At 67.0% G+C, this 14,586-nt stretch carries 13 protein-coding genes and 1 pseudogene; 7 read left to right on the forward strand and 7 right to left on the reverse strand.

What is annotated here, in order from left to right; all coding sequences use genetic code 11:
* Positions 1–90 precede the first annotated feature (90 nt).
* From IB223_RS15965 to IB223_RS15980, 4 genes are all read right to left on the reverse strand, one after another.
* Positions 91–1,119, reverse strand: a complete 1,029-nt coding sequence (locus IB223_RS15965) for a LacI family DNA-binding transcriptional regulator (protein WP_192202740.1) — start codon at positions 1,117–1,119, stop codon at positions 91–93.
* A gap of 183 nt (positions 1,120–1,302) precedes the next feature.
* Positions 1,303–3,564: a beta-glucosidase BglX gene (bglX, locus tag IB223_RS15970; RefSeq protein ID WP_192202741.1), complete on the reverse strand. Its 2,262-nt coding sequence runs from the start codon at positions 3,562–3,564 to the stop codon at positions 1,303–1,305.
* Positions 3,565–3,650: 86 nt separating this feature from the next.
* A complete protein-coding gene (locus tag IB223_RS15975) occupies positions 3,651–3,920 on the reverse strand; it encodes a BolA family protein (RefSeq protein WP_192202742.1) in 270 nt (89 codons plus the stop codon).
* Positions 3,917–4,216: a YciI family protein gene (locus IB223_RS15980; protein WP_142125003.1), complete on the reverse strand. Its 300-nt coding sequence runs from the start codon at positions 4,214–4,216 to the stop codon at positions 3,917–3,919. Before IB223_RS15980 ends, IB223_RS15975 begins: the two co-directional genes overlap by 4 nt.
* 376 nt (positions 4,217–4,592) lie before the next feature.
* On the opposite strand from IB223_RS15980, the gene IB223_RS15985 reads away from it, so the two are divergent.
* The 6 genes and pseudogenes from IB223_RS15985 to IB223_RS16010 all read left to right on the forward strand — a co-directional run bounded on the left by IB223_RS15985 (position 4,593) and on the right by IB223_RS16010 (position 10,808).
* Positions 4,593–5,498 (forward strand): ScpA family protein, encoded by a 906-nt coding sequence (locus IB223_RS15985; RefSeq protein WP_192202743.1) that lies wholly within the window; start codon positions 4,593–4,595, stop codon positions 5,496–5,498.
* A 49-nt stretch (positions 5,499–5,547) separates the two neighbouring features.
* Positions 5,548–6,258: pseudogene (gene scpB, locus IB223_RS15990) on the forward strand (SMC-Scp complex subunit ScpB); the annotation flags it as partial.
* Positions 6,259–6,389: 131 nt separating this feature from the next.
* Positions 6,390–8,045, forward strand: coding sequence for a pseudouridine synthase (locus tag IB223_RS15995; protein WP_192202744.1), 1,656 nt, complete (start codon positions 6,390–6,392; stop codon positions 8,043–8,045).
* Positions 8,046–8,190: 145 nt separating this feature from the next.
* Positions 8,191–9,303, forward strand: a complete 1,113-nt coding sequence (locus tag IB223_RS16000; protein ID WP_192202745.1) for an NAD(P)/FAD-dependent oxidoreductase — start codon at positions 8,191–8,193, stop codon at positions 9,301–9,303.
* A gap of 67 nt (positions 9,304–9,370) precedes the next feature.
* A complete protein-coding gene (locus IB223_RS16005) occupies positions 9,371–10,150 on the forward strand; it encodes a ferredoxin--NADP reductase (RefSeq protein WP_192202746.1) in 780 nt (259 codons plus the stop codon).
* A gap of 112 nt (positions 10,151–10,262) precedes the next feature.
* Complete coding sequence (locus IB223_RS16010) at positions 10,263–10,808, forward strand: TlpA disulfide reductase family protein (RefSeq protein WP_343227214.1); 546 nt, start codon at positions 10,263–10,265, stop codon at positions 10,806–10,808.
* Here IB223_RS16010 and IB223_RS16015 read toward each other — a convergent pair.
* Both IB223_RS16015 and IB223_RS16020 read right to left on the reverse strand, forming a co-directional pair.
* Positions 10,793–11,242, reverse strand: a complete 450-nt coding sequence (locus tag IB223_RS16015) for a hypothetical protein (RefSeq protein WP_192202747.1) — start codon at positions 11,240–11,242, stop codon at positions 10,793–10,795. The genes IB223_RS16010 and IB223_RS16015 overlap by 16 nt on opposite strands.
* The gene (locus IB223_RS16020) at positions 11,196–11,678 is read right to left on the reverse strand and encodes a glutathione peroxidase (RefSeq protein ID WP_192202748.1); all 483 of its coding nucleotides are present in this window, start codon (positions 11,676–11,678) and stop codon (positions 11,196–11,198) included. Before IB223_RS16020 ends, IB223_RS16015 begins: the two co-directional genes overlap by 47 nt.
* Before the next feature lie 127 nt (positions 11,679–11,805).
* On the opposite strand from IB223_RS16020, the gene IB223_RS16025 reads away from it, so the two are divergent.
* On the forward strand, positions 11,806–12,405 hold the full coding sequence (locus IB223_RS16025) for a hypothetical protein (RefSeq protein WP_192202749.1): 600 nt from the start codon (positions 11,806–11,808) through the stop codon (positions 12,403–12,405).
* 96 nt (positions 12,406–12,501) lie between these two features.
* On the opposite strand, the gene IB223_RS16030 is transcribed toward IB223_RS16025, so the two are convergent.
* Positions 12,502–14,535 carry an amidohydrolase family protein gene (locus tag IB223_RS16030; protein ID WP_192202750.1) on the reverse strand — a complete coding sequence of 678 codons (2,034 nt, stop codon included), beginning with the start codon at positions 14,533–14,535 and terminating at the stop codon, positions 12,502–12,504.
* Between the last annotated feature and the right edge of the window lie 51 nt (positions 14,536–14,586).

Genomic DNA, 14,586 nt, shown 5'->3' on the forward strand with positions numbered 1-14,586 from the left:
TCCCTCCAAAGATTGATGTACTGCATATCGGCATTGGCGCCGCTTGTAATCGATTACATCTCCGCTCAAAAAAAAGCGGTCGAACATTGCCTATCTTTTCGCGTGGCGGCCCTCTCCCACACTCGAAGCCCTGACGATCAATTCGGGGGTCAACATCGCCGATGGCGCCACGCGTGCGCCGTCAGAGTCGATGGCATCCAGCAGGCGGCTCATGGCCTGACCACCCAACTCGGCAATACTGACGCGCATCGTGGTCAAGGTCGGGTGAACGAATCGCGCCAGCGGGATGTCGTCGAAGCCCGCCAGCGCGACGTCCTGCGGTACACGCACGCCGGCTTCGTTGAAGGCATACAGGCAACCCAGCGCCATCATGTCGTTGGCCGCGAACACGGCTTGCGGCTTCTCGGCCATCTGCGCGATGCGCTTGCCGGCCTCATAGCCGGTGGATTCACTGAAATCACCGCGGAACTCCAAGGGCGACGCATCCGGCACGAAACGCGCCAATGCATCGCGATAACCTCGCAGGCGTTCGCGCGCATCGAAGTTGCCTTCCGGGCCGCCGATGAACGCGATCCTGGTGTGACCAGCCTGTGCCAAGTGTTCCATCATCGCCACGGCGGCGCTGTAGTTGTCGATGGTCAGCGTGGGATATGTCGCGTCCTGCACATCGCTGTTGATGAGCACGACAGGCAACGACGACGGCAGGTTGTCCACCAGGAAACCCGGCTGGTCGGTGTAGGGAGACAGCACCAGCAGTCCGTCCACGCGGCCGCGCATCGCGCGCAGGGCTTCGCCCTGCTCTTCGGGGTGGCCGTGGTAGCTGGACACCAGCAGGTGCTGGCGACGCGCGCGGGCGATCTGGTCGACACCGCGGATCAGTTCGGAGAAGAACTCGCCATACAGGTCTGGCAACACCACGCCAATGGTCTGGGTGCGGCGGCTGCTGAGGCTGCGCGCGGCGGCGTGTGGCTGGTAGCGCAGGCGGTCTGCCGTGGCCAGGACCTGCTGGCGCACGGATTCGGCCACGTTCTCGTGCCCGTTCAAGGCACGCGACACGGTAGCCACGGATACCCGGGCCTCACGTGCGACGTCCTTGATGGTGACCGAGGTTCGCGCCATTCCCCGCCCCTCCGCGGTGATGACTGCTGCAAGTGGCGCGGACTGTAACCGTTTTCACGGAAACGTGTAAAGCGCGCGTTAGTTGGTGGCAAAAATATTTCTCTTTCAACGACTTGCACGCCTCGCGCTGCCCGCGAAACATATTGCGGCGCAGCATCGACGACGGGGCGCGGCCGGCTCGCCTCAGCGCGCCCCGACGGTGAACGTGGCCTGCTGCGTACGGTCCGAACTGCCGCCCACGAAGACCGTGAACGTGCCCGGCTCCACGACCTGTTGCATGCGCGCGTCGTACATGGCCAGGTCATCGAAGCCGAGCGTGAACGTCACAGTCTTCGCTTCACCCGGCTGCAGCGACACGCGCTGGAACCCGCGCAACTGCTTCACGGGCCGAGTGATGCTGGCCACGTCGTCGCGCACGTAGAGCTGTACCACTTCGTCGCCTGCGCGCTTGCCGGTGTTGGTGACGCGCACGCTGACCTGCTGCTCCAGGGCATCCGGCTTCAGCGTCGCCGATGACACGACCGGTACGTCATACCGGAACGTGGTGTAGCTCAGGCCGTGGCCGAAGGCGTACAAAGGCGTCCACGGGACGTCGAGGTACTTGCTGGTGTACTTCTCTTCCGTGCGCGGCGGGCGGCCGGTGTTCTTGTGTGCGTAGTAGATCGGCACCTGGCCTACGTTGTGCGGGAAGGTGATCGGCAATTTCGCGGAGGGATTCACGTCGCCGAACAGTACGTCGGCAATGGCGTGCCCGCCCTCGATGCCCGGGAACCACGCCTCCAGGATCGCCGGTACCTTGCCTTTCAGCCCGCCGATCGACAGCGGCCGGCCATTCAACAGCACGACCACCACGGGCTTGCCGGTGTCCGCGACCGCAAGCGCGAGCTGCTCCTGCACGCCCGGCAGGTCCAGCGAGGTGCGGTTGTTCGCCTCCGCGCTCATGTCCGGGTGTTCGCCGAGGAACATCACCACCGCGTCGGCCTGTTTCGCGGCGGCGACCGCATCGGCGATACCGCGGGTGTCCTGGCTGTCGATGTCGGTGCCCTTCGCCACGACAAGGCGCGTCCTGTCGCCGAGCGCGGCCTTCAAGCCTTCGAGCGGCGTGACCGCGTCCTCCTCGCGCCCCGCCATCGCCCAGTTGCCCAACATGGCGCGACGATGGTCGGCCAGCGGCCCGATCACCGCAAGCGTTCGCACCGACTTGGAGAGCGGCAGCACCTGGTCGTCGTTCTCCAGCAGCACCAGCGACTTCTGCGCCATCCGGCGTGCGTCGGCACGGTGCTGCGGCGTCAGTGTCAGCGCGCGCTCACGGGCGCCGTCGTCGGTGCAGGAGCGATAGGGATCATCGAACAGGCCCAGGCGATACTTCGCGTTGAGCACGCGACGCACCGATGCATCCAGCTGCGCCATCGGGATGCGCCCCGCTTTCACCGCCGCCGGAAGATCCTTCACGTAGATCTGGCTGACCATGTCGACATCCACGCCCGCGCGCAGGCCGAGGATGCCGGCCTGTTCGCGGTCGGCGGCCACGCCATGCGGCATGAGTTCCATCACGCCGGTGTAGTCGCTGACCAGCAGGCCGTCCCAGCCCCACTGCTTGCGCAGCAGATCCTCAATCAGCGGCTGGTGCGCGTGCATCGGCACGCCAGCGATCTCGTTGAATGCGGCCATGATCGATTGCGCGCCCGCATCGACGGCAGCCTTGAACGGCGGCAGGTAGAGTTCGTGCAGCGTGCGCTCGGAGATGTCGGCGACGTTGTAGTCGCGTCCCGCCTCCGCCGCACCGTAGGCGACGAAATGCTTGGCGGTGGCGAGCACCGCATCCGGTGCGCGCAGGTCTTCGCCCTGGAAGCCCCGCACCCGTGCCGCAGCCAGCACGGAGCCCAGGTACGGGTCTTCGCCGGCGCCTTCCACGACGCGGCCCCAGCGTGGATCGCGCGAAATGTCGACCATCGGAGCGTAGGTCCAGTGGATGCCGTGCGCCGACGCCTCGATCGCCGCGACGCGGGCGGCGTGCTGCACTTCGGCCGGGTCGAAACTCGCCGATTCGCCCAGCGGCACCGGGAACACCGTGCGATGTCCGTGGATGACGTCGTACCCGAACAGCAGGGGAATGCCGAGCCGCGACTGCTCCACGGCGATGCGCTGCAGGCGGCAGGTCAGCACCGCGCCCTGGGTGCCGAGGTAGGAGCCGATCTCGCCACGACGGATCTGGTCCTCGCTGCCCGCCATCGCGGCCGGCCCCGTGTTGTTGCCCACGCCGGGCGGCTGGTTCAGCTGGCCGAGCTTCTCATCCACCGTCATCTTCGCCAGCAGGGCGTCAACGAATGCTTTTTCGGCCGTCGTCGCGTAGACCGGCGGCCTGGCGGTGGCGGTCCCGGCCAGCAGGGTAGCCACCAGTCCGGCCAGCAGTGCGTGGGGGATTCGGGGATTGTGATGCTTCATGGCGCCCTCCCGGCATAGCGAAGGGCGCGAATGTAAGCGTTTTCAGCGGCGACTGCATGCGGCAGCGCCGGAAAGGCCGACGGTGCTCAGCGGGCCTCGTCGGGTGTACGCGCGTCGATGGCCAAGGCGTGGATATCGGTCTGCATCATCTCGCCCAGGGCGGCGTAGACGGCACGATGGCGGGCCAGCGGGGGCTTGCCGGCGAAGGCGGCGCTGGTGATGCGAACCGTGAAGTGCCCTCGCCCGTCACGGGCCCCCTCATGGCCCGCGTGCTTGTGGCTGTCGTCCAGAACATCCAGCGACACCGGCTGCAGGGCGGACTCGAGGGCTGCCCGGATGCGCTCGATCCGGTTCACGGCAGGACCTTGCGGAAGGGCCGGACGTCCGTGCGCGCGTACACGCCGGCGGTTGCGTAGGGATCGGCATCGGCCCAGGCGCGGGCGTCTTCCAGCGAGTCGAACTCGGCGATCACGATGCTGCCGCTGAAGCCGGCCGGACCCGGATCCTCCGCATCAATGGCCGGACACGGGCCCGCCAGCAGCAGGCGACCCTCGTCGCGCAGCGCGGTCAGGCGGGCCAGGTGCGCAGGCCGCGAAGCCAGGCGCTTGGGAAGGGCGTCGGGGGCGTCATGCCCTTCAATGGCATACCACATGCTGTTTACTCCAGGGGCTGAGCCTGAATTGTACGTGCCCTCCCCTGGGCGGGTGCTGGACACGCTCCCGGCCAAGCCTTACCCTGTCGTTCATTGCACGGCCGGAAGCAGCGGCCCGTCCAGGGGAAGACCCGGCCACGCCGCCCTCCCCGATCCCCGGCACGGGGACCACCGGGACGTTCGATTCGCTGCCGATACCCGCCCGCGCCCGACGACCTCTCGCTGTCCACCGCCGCATCCTGCGGTGTGCTTTGCTGGTTGCTTCAAGGGAAGCGTTCGCCCTGCGACGCATGATGTTGGTTTGCGGAATGACGGCACCAAGCCGGCCCTGCCGCGTGCAGGATGGATCGGTGGTTAGCACGATGACTGTTTCTTGATGAGCCCAGAACTCGCGTCCGACGCGAACCCACAATCCCCGTCCACGCATCCGCAGCAGCAGGAAATGCCGCTGGCGATGGTGCATGGCCAGCCGGTACTGCAGATCCCGCAGGACCTGTACATCCCGCCGGATGCGCTGGAAGTCATCCTGGACGCGTTCGAGGGGCCGCTGGACCTGCTGCTGTACCTGATCCGCCGGCAGAACCTGGACATCCTGGACATCCCCGTCGCCGAGATCACCCGGCAGTACGTGGACTACATCAACGTGATGCAGGAACTGCGGTTCGAACTGGCCGCCGAGTACCTGCTGATGGCGGCCATCCTGGCCGAGATCAAGTCCCGCATGCTGTTGCCCCGGCCGGTGAGCGAGGATGGCGAGGAAGGCGATCCGCGCGCCGAGCTGGTGCGTCGCCTGCAGGAGTACGAACGCTTCAAGCAGGCGGCCGAGGACTTGGACGCCCTGCCACGCCAGGACCGCGACACCACGCCGGTCAGCGCGGACGTTCCGGACCGGGCGGCGGTCAGGCTGCCGCCCCCGGTGGAACTGAAGGAAATGCTGCTGGCGCTGCACGATGTGCTCAAGCGCGCCGAGCTGTTCAGCGGCCACGCGATCAAGCGCGAGGCGCTCAGCGTGCGCCAGCGCATGGGCGATGTGCTGACGCGGCTGGAGGACGGCAAGTTCCACCGTTTCGAAAGCATGTTCACGCCGGAAGAAGGCAAGCTGGGCGTGCTGGTGACCTTCCTGTCCATGCTGGAGCTGGCCAAGGAACAGTTGCTGGACATCGTGCAGGAAGCCCCGCTGGCACCGATCTACATCAAGTCGCTGGCGCTGAACAACACCAACGAACCGCTGCAGTTCAACAGCGAGTTCGACGACAGCGACGCTGCCAACGACACCCCCTGACGCAGCCGGGCCGACCCGCCCGCGCCGCATGCCCGAACGACAGGACCGCATGGATCAATCGCTCATCAACCGCATCGTGGAAGCCGCCCTGCTGGCGGCGACCCAGCCGCTGACACTCGCGCAGCTGCACGGCCTGTTCCCCGAGGACGAGCCGGCACCGGAAGGCAGTGTCGAGCAGGCACTGCAACAGCTTGCCGACGCCTGCGCCGACCGCGGCGTCGAACTGGTCGAAGTCGCCTCCGGCTACCGCTACCAGGTCAAGGCCGACGTGCATGCCTGGGTCGCCCGGTTGTGGACGGAACGCAAGACCAAGTACACCCGCGCCACGCTGGAAACCCTGGCGCTGATCGCCTACCGCCAGCCGATCACGCGTGGCGAGATCGAGCAGGTCCGTGGCGTCGCGGTGAGCAGCAACATCATCCAGGCCCTCGAAGAGCGCGAATGGATCCGCGTGGTGGGCCACCGCGATGTCCCGGGCAAGCCGGCGCTGTTTGGCACCACCAAGGGCTTCCTCGATTATTTCGGCCTGAAGCGCCTGGACGAACTGCCGCCCCTGTCCGAACTCAAGGACATCGGCGAACTGGAGCCGCAACTGCCGCTGGACGGCGCGCCGCTGCCGGTCAGCATCGCAAGCGGCGATGCCGTGGATGAGGCACGGGACGAACACCAGCAGGCCGCGCCGTCGGACGACGACGCAGGCGACAGGGACGACGGAACGGATACCGATACGCAGGACCACGCGGACGCGTCGCAGGACGATGCCGCCAATGACGACACCCCGACGGAAGCCGGCCATGACGCCGCACACGCTTCCAACGATGAACCTCAACCCCAAGATGACGACGCCGCAGTTTCCGACGAGGAACACCAGGCACCGTCGGAGCAGAAACAATGAGCAACACCCCGAAAAAACCCTCTCTCGGCAAGCTGTCGCTGAAGCGCGGCGAAGGCGCCGAAACCCCCGACACCCAACGCCTTGAAGAGCGACTGCACAAGGTACTGGCGCAGGCCGGACTGGGCTCGCGCCGCGCGCTGGAACAGCGCATCGCCGACGGCCTGGTCAAGGTCAACGGCGAAGTCGCGCAGACCGGCATGTCAGTCAAGGGCGGCGACCGCATCGAGCTCGACGGCAAGACGTTCGTTGCCAGCGCGCTGACCGAGCCTTCCCGCGTGCTGATCTACAACAAGCCGGAAGGCGAAGTGACCACCCGCGAAGATCCCGAAGGCCGCCCGACGATCTTCGAAGCGCTGCCGGCCCTGAAGGGCGCGCGCTGGATTGCCATCGGCCGCCTGGACATCAACACCACCGGCCTGCTGCTGCTGACCACCGATGGCGAACTCGCCAACGCGATGATGCATCCGTCCTACGAAGTCGAACGCGAGTACGTGGTACGCGTGCGTGCGCCGGAAGGCCAGGAGAGCGTGCCGGACAACGTCGTCGACCGCCTGCGCCGCGGCGTGGCGCTGGAAGACGGCCCGGCCAAGTTCGACAGCATCGAGCGCATCGGCGGCACCGACTCGCACGACTGGTTCAGCGTGGTGGTCAAGGAAGGCCGCAACCGCGAAGTGCGCCGCCTGTGGGAATCGCAGGGCTGCCAGGTCAGTCGCCTGAAGCGCGTGCGCTACGGCAAGGTCAGCCTGCCGCAGCCGTTGCTGCGCGGCCAGTCGCAGGAACTGCCCGACGCGCAGGTGCTGGCGTTGCGCAAGGAGCTGGGCCTTGAAGACGGCACGCCCGCCGCGCTGACGCTGCAGCCGGTCATCGGCCAGCGCAAGGCATCCAAGTCCACCGTGCACGTGGGCGGGGGACGCAGCGGCAGCGCCTACGTCAACGGCCACAACAGCGCCGACGAAGGCCGCGAACTGCGCCGCTTCGATCATGTCCGTGAAGACCGTGGCCGCGGTGGTCGCGGCAAGAAGCCGCATGGCGGGCTGACCGTCAGTGGCGAGCAAGCTGCGAAGCAGTCGCAGCGGCCGTTCAAGCAGCGTACGCAGAAGGGCCCCAAGCCGTTGCCGGACGGCAATCCGGCGGCGTTCCGCAGCTGGTACGTGCCGGACGGCGTGGATACCGGCCCGGCCGGACACCGCAACGCCGGCCCCGGTGGCCCGAAGAAGCCTTATGGCGGCAAGCCGGGCGGTCGTCCGGGTGCCGGTGGCAAGCCGGGTGGCGGCATGGGCAAGCGCGGCCCGGGCGGTGGTCCCGGTGGCTTCGGTGGCGACCGCTTCGGCAGTGACCGCGCCGGCCCGGGTGCCGAACGTGGTCCGCGTGGTGCGCAAGGTGCTGCGGGCAAGCCGCAGCGCGCGGCGCGCCCGTACGGTCATCCCGCCAGTGCGCCCAGCTTCCCGTCCGACCACGCCAATCCCGGGTTCAGTCCGTATGGCCAGCAGCCACGCGGCCCGCGTCCGCAGGGACGCCCCGGCGGCGGTGGCAACCGTCCGCAACATGCCGGTCCGCGCCCCGGTGGTCGCCCGGCCGGTGGGCGTGGGCCCGGTGGCCGGCCCGGCGGCGGCGGCGGGCAGCGTGGCCCCCGCGGCGGCGGCCACGGTTGAAGCAACACGAAGAAGGCGCCCTCGGCGCCTTCTTCTTTTCGGGCTGCCGGTTCGCGACCAGACGACTTCATCGCGACTTCATCGTCACTCCCTGCTCGGTCTGCACGCTGCGCCTCCAGACCGATGACGGAGCGCTTGCCCCACCATGCAGGACAACCGCTATGACGTGATCGTGGTGGGTGCAGGATTCGCCGGCCTTGCATGCGCGCGCGAGCTGGCCTCCGGCGGCTTCCGTGTATGCGTGATCGATCGCAAGCACGATCTCGGCGAACGCCTGCATACGACAGGCATCCTGGTGAAGGAGGCTTGCGAATCCCCCCTGCTCGCCGGCCTGCCGGCAGCGCTGGTGCGCGCCGTACCGCACATCCGGCTGTATGCGCCGAGCTTGCGCAGCGTGCGGCTTGGCGCGAAAGACTACCGGTTCTACACCACCGACACGCCCGCCCTGATGCGATGGATGGGCGAACAAGCGCGGGCTGCCGGCATCGACCTGCGGCTGGGATGGGCCTTCCGCGATGCCGTGCGGACCGCCAGTGGGTGGCACGTGCCCGGCATCGGACACGCGCGCTTTCTTGTCGGCGCGGATGGCGCGCGTTCACGGGTCGCAGAACGCATGGGGCTGGGTCGCGCAAGCCAGTTCCTTTACGGCGTCGAGCACGAATTCGACGACGTCGCCCTGCGCGAACCCGATGCCCTGCACTGCTTCCTCAGCAAACGGTTTGCGCCTGGCTACCTGGGTTGGGTGGCGCAGACGCCCACCGGCGTACAGGCCGGACTCGCCATGCGGCACCGTGCCGGCACGCGCTCACCGCCCGACATCGAAGGCTTCCTGCGGCATGTCGCCCCGATGACGGGACTGCCGGGTGGACGTCGACCGGACAGCATTCGCGCCGGATTGATCCCCTGCGGCGGCCCCGTGCAGCCCTGGCAGCGGGATGGCGTGCTGCTGGCGGGCGACGCGGCCGGCATGGTGTCCCCGCTCTCGGCTGGTGGCATACACGCGGGCCTGCGGCACGGTGCGACGATCGGGCGCATGCTCGCCCATCGGCTGCAGGACGATGCCATGCCCATGCTCCCCGCCATGCCTGCCGTACCCGCCTTCGCCTTCAAGCGCATGCTGCGATGGGCCTTCGACCACGCGCAGTTCGATGCCCCGGTGAACCTGCTGCTGACCGCGCGCCCCATGCGTCGCATGGTGGAGCAACTCTGCTTCCATCGGCGTGGCGGTCCGACGCCCGACCCGAAGCGCGCGGATTGAGCACGATCAAGGCCGCATCGCGGCGGTCGGCTACAATGCGCCGTTGATTCGATAGCCCAGACCCCCCATGTCCTCTGCGTTCGGCACCGAGACGGTGCTCGACGTCCGTCACTGGACGGACGCCTACTTCAGCTTCACCACCACCCGCGACGACGGTTTCCGCTTCGAGAACGGCCAGTTCGTCATGATCGGGCTGGAAGTCGAAGGCAAGCCGCTGTTGCGCGCCTACTCGATCGCCAGTGCGAACTGGGAAGAACAGCTCGAGTTCTTCAGCATCAAGGTGCAGAACGGTCCGCTGACCTCGCGCCTGCAGCACATCAAGCCGGGCGACAGCGTGCTGATCGGACGCAAGCCCACCGGCACACTGCTGATCAGCGACCTGCACCCCGGCCGCAATCTCTATCTGCTGGGCACGGGGACCGGACTGGCGCCGTGGCTGTCGATCATCAAGGACCCGGCAACCTACGAGCGCTTCGACAAGGTCATCCTGACCCACGGCGTGCGCCATGCAGAAGACCTGGCCTATCGCGACTATTTCGAGAAGGAATTGCCGCAGCACGAATTCCTCGGCGAGACCATCCGCGAGAAGCTGCTGTACTACCCCGCCGTCACCCGCGAGGACTTCCCCCACCAGGGCCGCCTGACCGACCTGATGGCCAGCGGCAGGATGATGGAGAGCCTCGACATCGACGCACTGGATGCGGAGCACGACCGCGCCATGATCTGCGGCAGCCCGCAGATGCTGGCCGATTTCCGTGCCCTGCTGGACAGCCGCGGCTTCACCGCCGCACCACGCATCGGCACCGCCGGGCAGTATGTGTTCGAGCGCGCCTTCGTCGAGAAATAGGCGCGAGGCCCGCGCCGGGGCCACGCCCTGCGCGCATCGGGAACAGGCCACGCGGGACGACCGCCACGCCAACTGCTACGCTGCCGACACGAGGTCCTGGGGAGGACGAGCCGTGATCCGGAATCTGCTGCTGGCCATGTTCTTGGCCGCTGTCCCGCATGTGCACGCCGCCGATGCCCTCCGGCAGCCTGGCGTGGGCGACGTGCCGCCCCCCATCACACTGAAGGATCGCGAGGGCAATCCCGTCGATCTGGATGCCCTCAAGGGCAAAGTGGTCGTGGTGACGTTCTGGGCATCGTGGTGCGGCCCCTGCCGGCGCGAGCTGCCGATGCTCGGCCACATGCAGAAGATCGTCGGCCGGGAGCACCTGGAAGTCATCGCCATCAACATGAAGGAACCGCGCAGCGACTACCTCGGCGTCCTTCGTGCCAACAAGGATCTGGACCTGACCTTCGTTCACGACGTCCGTGGCGTGGTGACGGACCGTTACGGCGTGACTGCGCTGCCGAACATGTTCGTCATCGGCCAGGATGGCCTCATCGTGCGCACCCATCGAGGTTACTCGGAGGCCGTGCTGGAATCCTTCTCCCGGGAGTTGCTCGCGCTGCTGCCCGAAGAGGCACTGCAGCGGCGCGTCCCCGCTCAGCCACCCCCGTAGCGCAGCCAGATCACGGCCGCCGCCTCATCCGCGAACACCTGCGCGTTGAATCCGTGTTCGTTGGCCAGCAGGCCCGCGAACTCCACCTGCGGCAGCTGGTCCGCATGCCGCTCAACGTAGGCGATACGCACGGCCTCCATGCCCTGCCCCTGCATCGCCTGCACGAACTCCAGCAGTTGTCCCGGCGGCGGTGGCTCGCCTTCCATGTCATCCACCACCAGCAGTGCACGTGGCGTCAACCGGCGGATCTCTCCCGCGATGACTTGCCAGTAGGCCAGCGTGGTCTCGAGCGTGCCATTGACGCCGGTCACCCACGCGCGCAATCCGTAGTCGGTGGTGGCGAACTCGATATGGAACAGCCGGCTGTCCACGCCCTCGCCCACGGCGTCAGGCCAATGCAGCGCGGACGTCGCCCGCCAGCGACGCCGGCGCATCGGTCGGCGCATAACGCTTGATCACCTTGCCACCGCGGCCAACGAGGAACTTGCTGAAATTCCACTTGATCGCGCTGATGCCGAGCAGTCCGCTCTTCTCCTGCTTCAGCCACTTCCACAGCGGATGCGCACCCTCGCCATTGACGTCGATCTTGGCGAACATAGGGAACGTCACGTCGTAGTTCAGCGAGCAGAAGTTACGGATCTCGGCTTCATCGCCCGGCTCCTGGTGGCCGAACTGGTCGCACGGGAATCCCAGTACCACCAGCCCCTGCGGTCCGAACTCGCGCCACAGCGCCTCCAGGCCGGTGTATTGCGGCGTGAAGCCGCACTTGGACGCCACGTTGACGATCAGCAGGGCCTTGCCCTGGTACTCGGACAGGGAACGCTCCTGGCCATCGAGGTCCTGGGCGGAAAAATCGTAGGCGGTGGTCATGTGTGCGCTCCGGGAAAGGCGCTATCAGACACCGCGCGCGCGTGCAGGGCAAGGCTTGCGCCCAGCGGCTGTCCAAGCCTCCGATGATCGGCTAACGTGGCCGCGCACCCGGTCCAGGATGCTGCCCATGCAAGAAGCTGCCGATCCCGCCAGCCACGCCAGCCTCTACATCCATGTCCGCATCCTGCTGGGCATGATCGTCGGCCTGGGCCTGACCCACCTGCTGCGCCACGTCGCGCGCCTGGTGGAGCGACCGAACGCTCACCGCATCCATGGCGTCCACCTTGTCTGGGCCGCCTTCATGTTCGTCTATCTCCTGCACTTCTGGTGGTGGGAATTCAGCCTGTCCCACCAGGCGCACTGGAACTTCAACCTCTACCTGTACGTCACGCTGTACGCGCTGCTGCTGTACCTGCTGTGCGCACTGGTGTTCCCGGAATCGCTGCCGGAAGGCGGTGGCTACCGCGAGTACTACTACGGGCGACGGCACTGGTTCTTCGGTCTGCTGGCGTTGATGTTCGTCGTCGATATCGGCGACACCCTGATCAAGGGCGCGACCTATGCCCAGCAGCTGGGACCGGAGTACTGGGTGCGCAACACGGTGTATGTCGCCGGCAGCCTGGTGGCCATCGCCACGCGCAACCCGCGCTTCCACGGCACGTTCGCGGTGATGGCACTGCTGTACGAGTTGTCATGGATCTGGCGGCGTTACGAGATCCTGACGTAGCCCTGCCCTCCTGTAGGAGCGACGTCAGTCGCGACCGCAGACTGGGAATCCTCAAGGCATACGGTCGCGACTGACGTCGCTCCTGCAACAGCTGGGTCAGCGAACAGATTGCACTTTCAGTGCAGGCGCAAACGGCCTGATCCCCAGCGCTTCGTGGATCTCGGCCGGGTAGTACGCACGCCCGTCCTTGATCACCAGCGCGAGCTTGCGGATGTCGCTGATGTTCTCCGTCGGGTCGCCATCCACCAGCACCAGATCGGCGCGCTTGCCGGGCGCGATGGAGCCGGCGTCGTCCAGCGTGCGGCTGTACTTCGCGCCGTTCCAGGTCGCCACCTGCAGCACCTGCGAGGGCGTCAGCCCCGCCTGCACATACAGTTCCAGCTCGCGCTGCAGGGTGAAGCCGGGCAGTTCGTCCGTGCCCGCGACCAGCGGGACACCTGCGCGATACATGCGCCCGGTGAAGTCGACCAGCTTGTCGAAGCTGCGCTTGTAGCGGGCACCGGTGACGTCGTCAGGAATGTTCAGTTCCGCAGCGCGGCGACCGCGTTGCACGTCCGGCGGGAGGTGGTCGGCCACATCGGCGACGATCGGCGACAATTGGCCCTCGCGCTGGTGCAGGAACTCGAACGTCGCCAGCGTCGGATCGACGACGACCTGCTTCTTCGCCAGTTCGGCGATGAAGTCCTGTACCGGCTTGCTGTCGAAATCCAGCCCATCGGTCTTGTCGGCGACCAGGTAGAAACGCGCCAGCGTGCGCGTGTCGGTTTCGGGGGTGACGAAGAAGTTCAGCATCACCTGGTTGATGTGCTGGATCTCGTCATAGCCCTGTTCCACCACGTCCTGCGCCCGCATGAAGGCAGGCACGTGGCCGCTGACGCGGATGCCGCGCTGGTGAGCGTAGGCGGCGGTGTCGCGCAGGATCTCTTTCGGGAAGGAATTGTAGATCTTGATCTGCGGGTAACCATGGTCGGCGTACCAGTCGATCGCCTGTTTCGCGCCGGGCAGGTCCTTCACCACGAAGCCGCCCTGCGAGGAATGCGGGCTCTGGCCTTCGATGTAGCCGGCGGGAATCACGCGCGGATGCATCAGCGTGCCGGCCTTCTCCTCGGCCATCAGCTGTTGCAGCGTCGCGTTGTCGTTGCCCATGTCACGTGCGCTGGTGACGCCCGCCGCCAGGTGCAGGCCGCCTTCCCAGCTGCCGGCGTGCACATGCATGTCGTAAAGCCCCGGCAGCAGCACGTGGTTGCCGGCGTCGACGACCTGTTGCGCCTCCACCGTCACCTGTCCGGCCGGCGACACCGACACGATCCTGCCATCGCGCACGACCACGTCGGAGGAAGCACCGAGCACGGCCTTTTCGCTGTCGAAGACGCGCGCATTCCGGATGAGCGTGGTACCCGGCAACGGATGCGCCAGGCGCTGCTGCAGTGCCACCAGTGCCTCGCGCTCGGCGATCTTCTGGCGGGCTTCCAGCGTGTCGGCCGTGCCCTGCCAGCCGTCTTCGATGAGCTGCAGGAAGCCCGGGTAGATGTAAGCGAACAAGCGCGGCTCGGCATCACGCGTTACCCATACGAAGCTCGGCGTGAAGCCGATGCCGGTCAGCGCCAGCAGGTCGACCGTGCGCGACTGCGTGCCAGTGCGGATGTCCATCGACGCGAGCTTGCGTTGCGTCAGCGTGCCGCTGGGAACCAGCGGCAACTTCCCATCCGCCTGCCTGGCCAGCGCCGCCAGTGCCACCGACGTCGTGGCCGGCGTGCCGCCGAGCGGCGTGTACAGCGCCGTGCCGGTGAAGCTATGCGTGCCTGCGTCGGAGGTGCTCTTCCATTGGCCACGGTCGCCGTCACGGGTGAACGTCTCGTCCACCGGCGCACCGAACGTGGATACGCCTTTCACCTGGTAACGCTCGAACGTACCGTCGGCCGCGAGCCGGTACTCTTCCTTCAGCTCCGGTCCGCGCCCGTTGTCCTTGAAGATGAAGTCCACCCGGGTGACGCCGTCATTTCCGACCGTCACGGTCTGTTCCCCGGCCTTCTTGCCACCATCGACCAGCGCGATGTACTTCAGGGTCTCGGCGGCCAGCGCCGACGGGGCCAGCAGCAGCGCACAGCAGAACGCAAGGACAGGCTTCACAGGACTCTCCGGCTAGGGACGCACGATGCGATTCTCCCGCAGATTGAGGCC

This window comes from Pseudoxanthomonas sp. PXM03, assembly GCF_014852005.1.
GTDB lineage: Bacteria > Pseudomonadota > Gammaproteobacteria > Xanthomonadales > Xanthomonadaceae > Pseudoxanthomonas_A.

Excerpts from the sequence above, each read along its gene's own strand:
- IB223_RS16020 (WP_192202748.1), bottom strand. The coding sequence starts at position 11,678 with ATGACCACCGCCTACGATTTTTCCGCCCAGGACCTCGATGGCCAGGAG.
- IB223_RS16005 (WP_192202746.1), top strand. The coding sequence starts at position 9,371 with ATGTCCTCTGCGTTCGGCACCGAGACGGTGCTCGACGTCCGTCACTGG.
- IB223_RS15995 (WP_192202744.1), top strand. The coding sequence starts at position 6,390 with ATGAGCAACACCCCGAAAAAACCCTCTCTCGGCAAGCTGTCGCTGAAG.
- IB223_RS15965 (WP_192202740.1), bottom strand. The coding sequence starts at position 1,119 with ATGGCGCGAACCTCGGTCACCATCAAGGACGTCGCACGTGAGGCCCGG.
- IB223_RS16000 (WP_192202745.1), top strand. The coding sequence starts at position 8,191 with ATGCAGGACAACCGCTATGACGTGATCGTGGTGGGTGCAGGATTCGCC.
- IB223_RS15980 (WP_142125003.1), bottom strand. The coding sequence starts at position 4,216 with ATGTGGTATGCCATTGAAGGGCATGACGCCCCCGACGCCCTTCCCAAG.
- IB223_RS16025 (WP_192202749.1), top strand. The coding sequence starts at position 11,806 with ATGCAAGAAGCTGCCGATCCCGCCAGCCACGCCAGCCTCTACATCCAT.
- IB223_RS16015 (WP_192202747.1), bottom strand. The coding sequence starts at position 11,242 with ATGCGCCGGCGTCGCTGGCGGGCGACGTCCGCGCTGCATTGGCCTGAC.
- bglX (WP_192202741.1), bottom strand. The coding sequence starts at position 3,564 with ATGAAGCATCACAATCCCCGAATCCCCCACGCACTGCTGGCCGGACTG.
- IB223_RS15985 (WP_192202743.1), top strand. The coding sequence starts at position 4,593 with ATGAGCCCAGAACTCGCGTCCGACGCGAACCCACAATCCCCGTCCACG.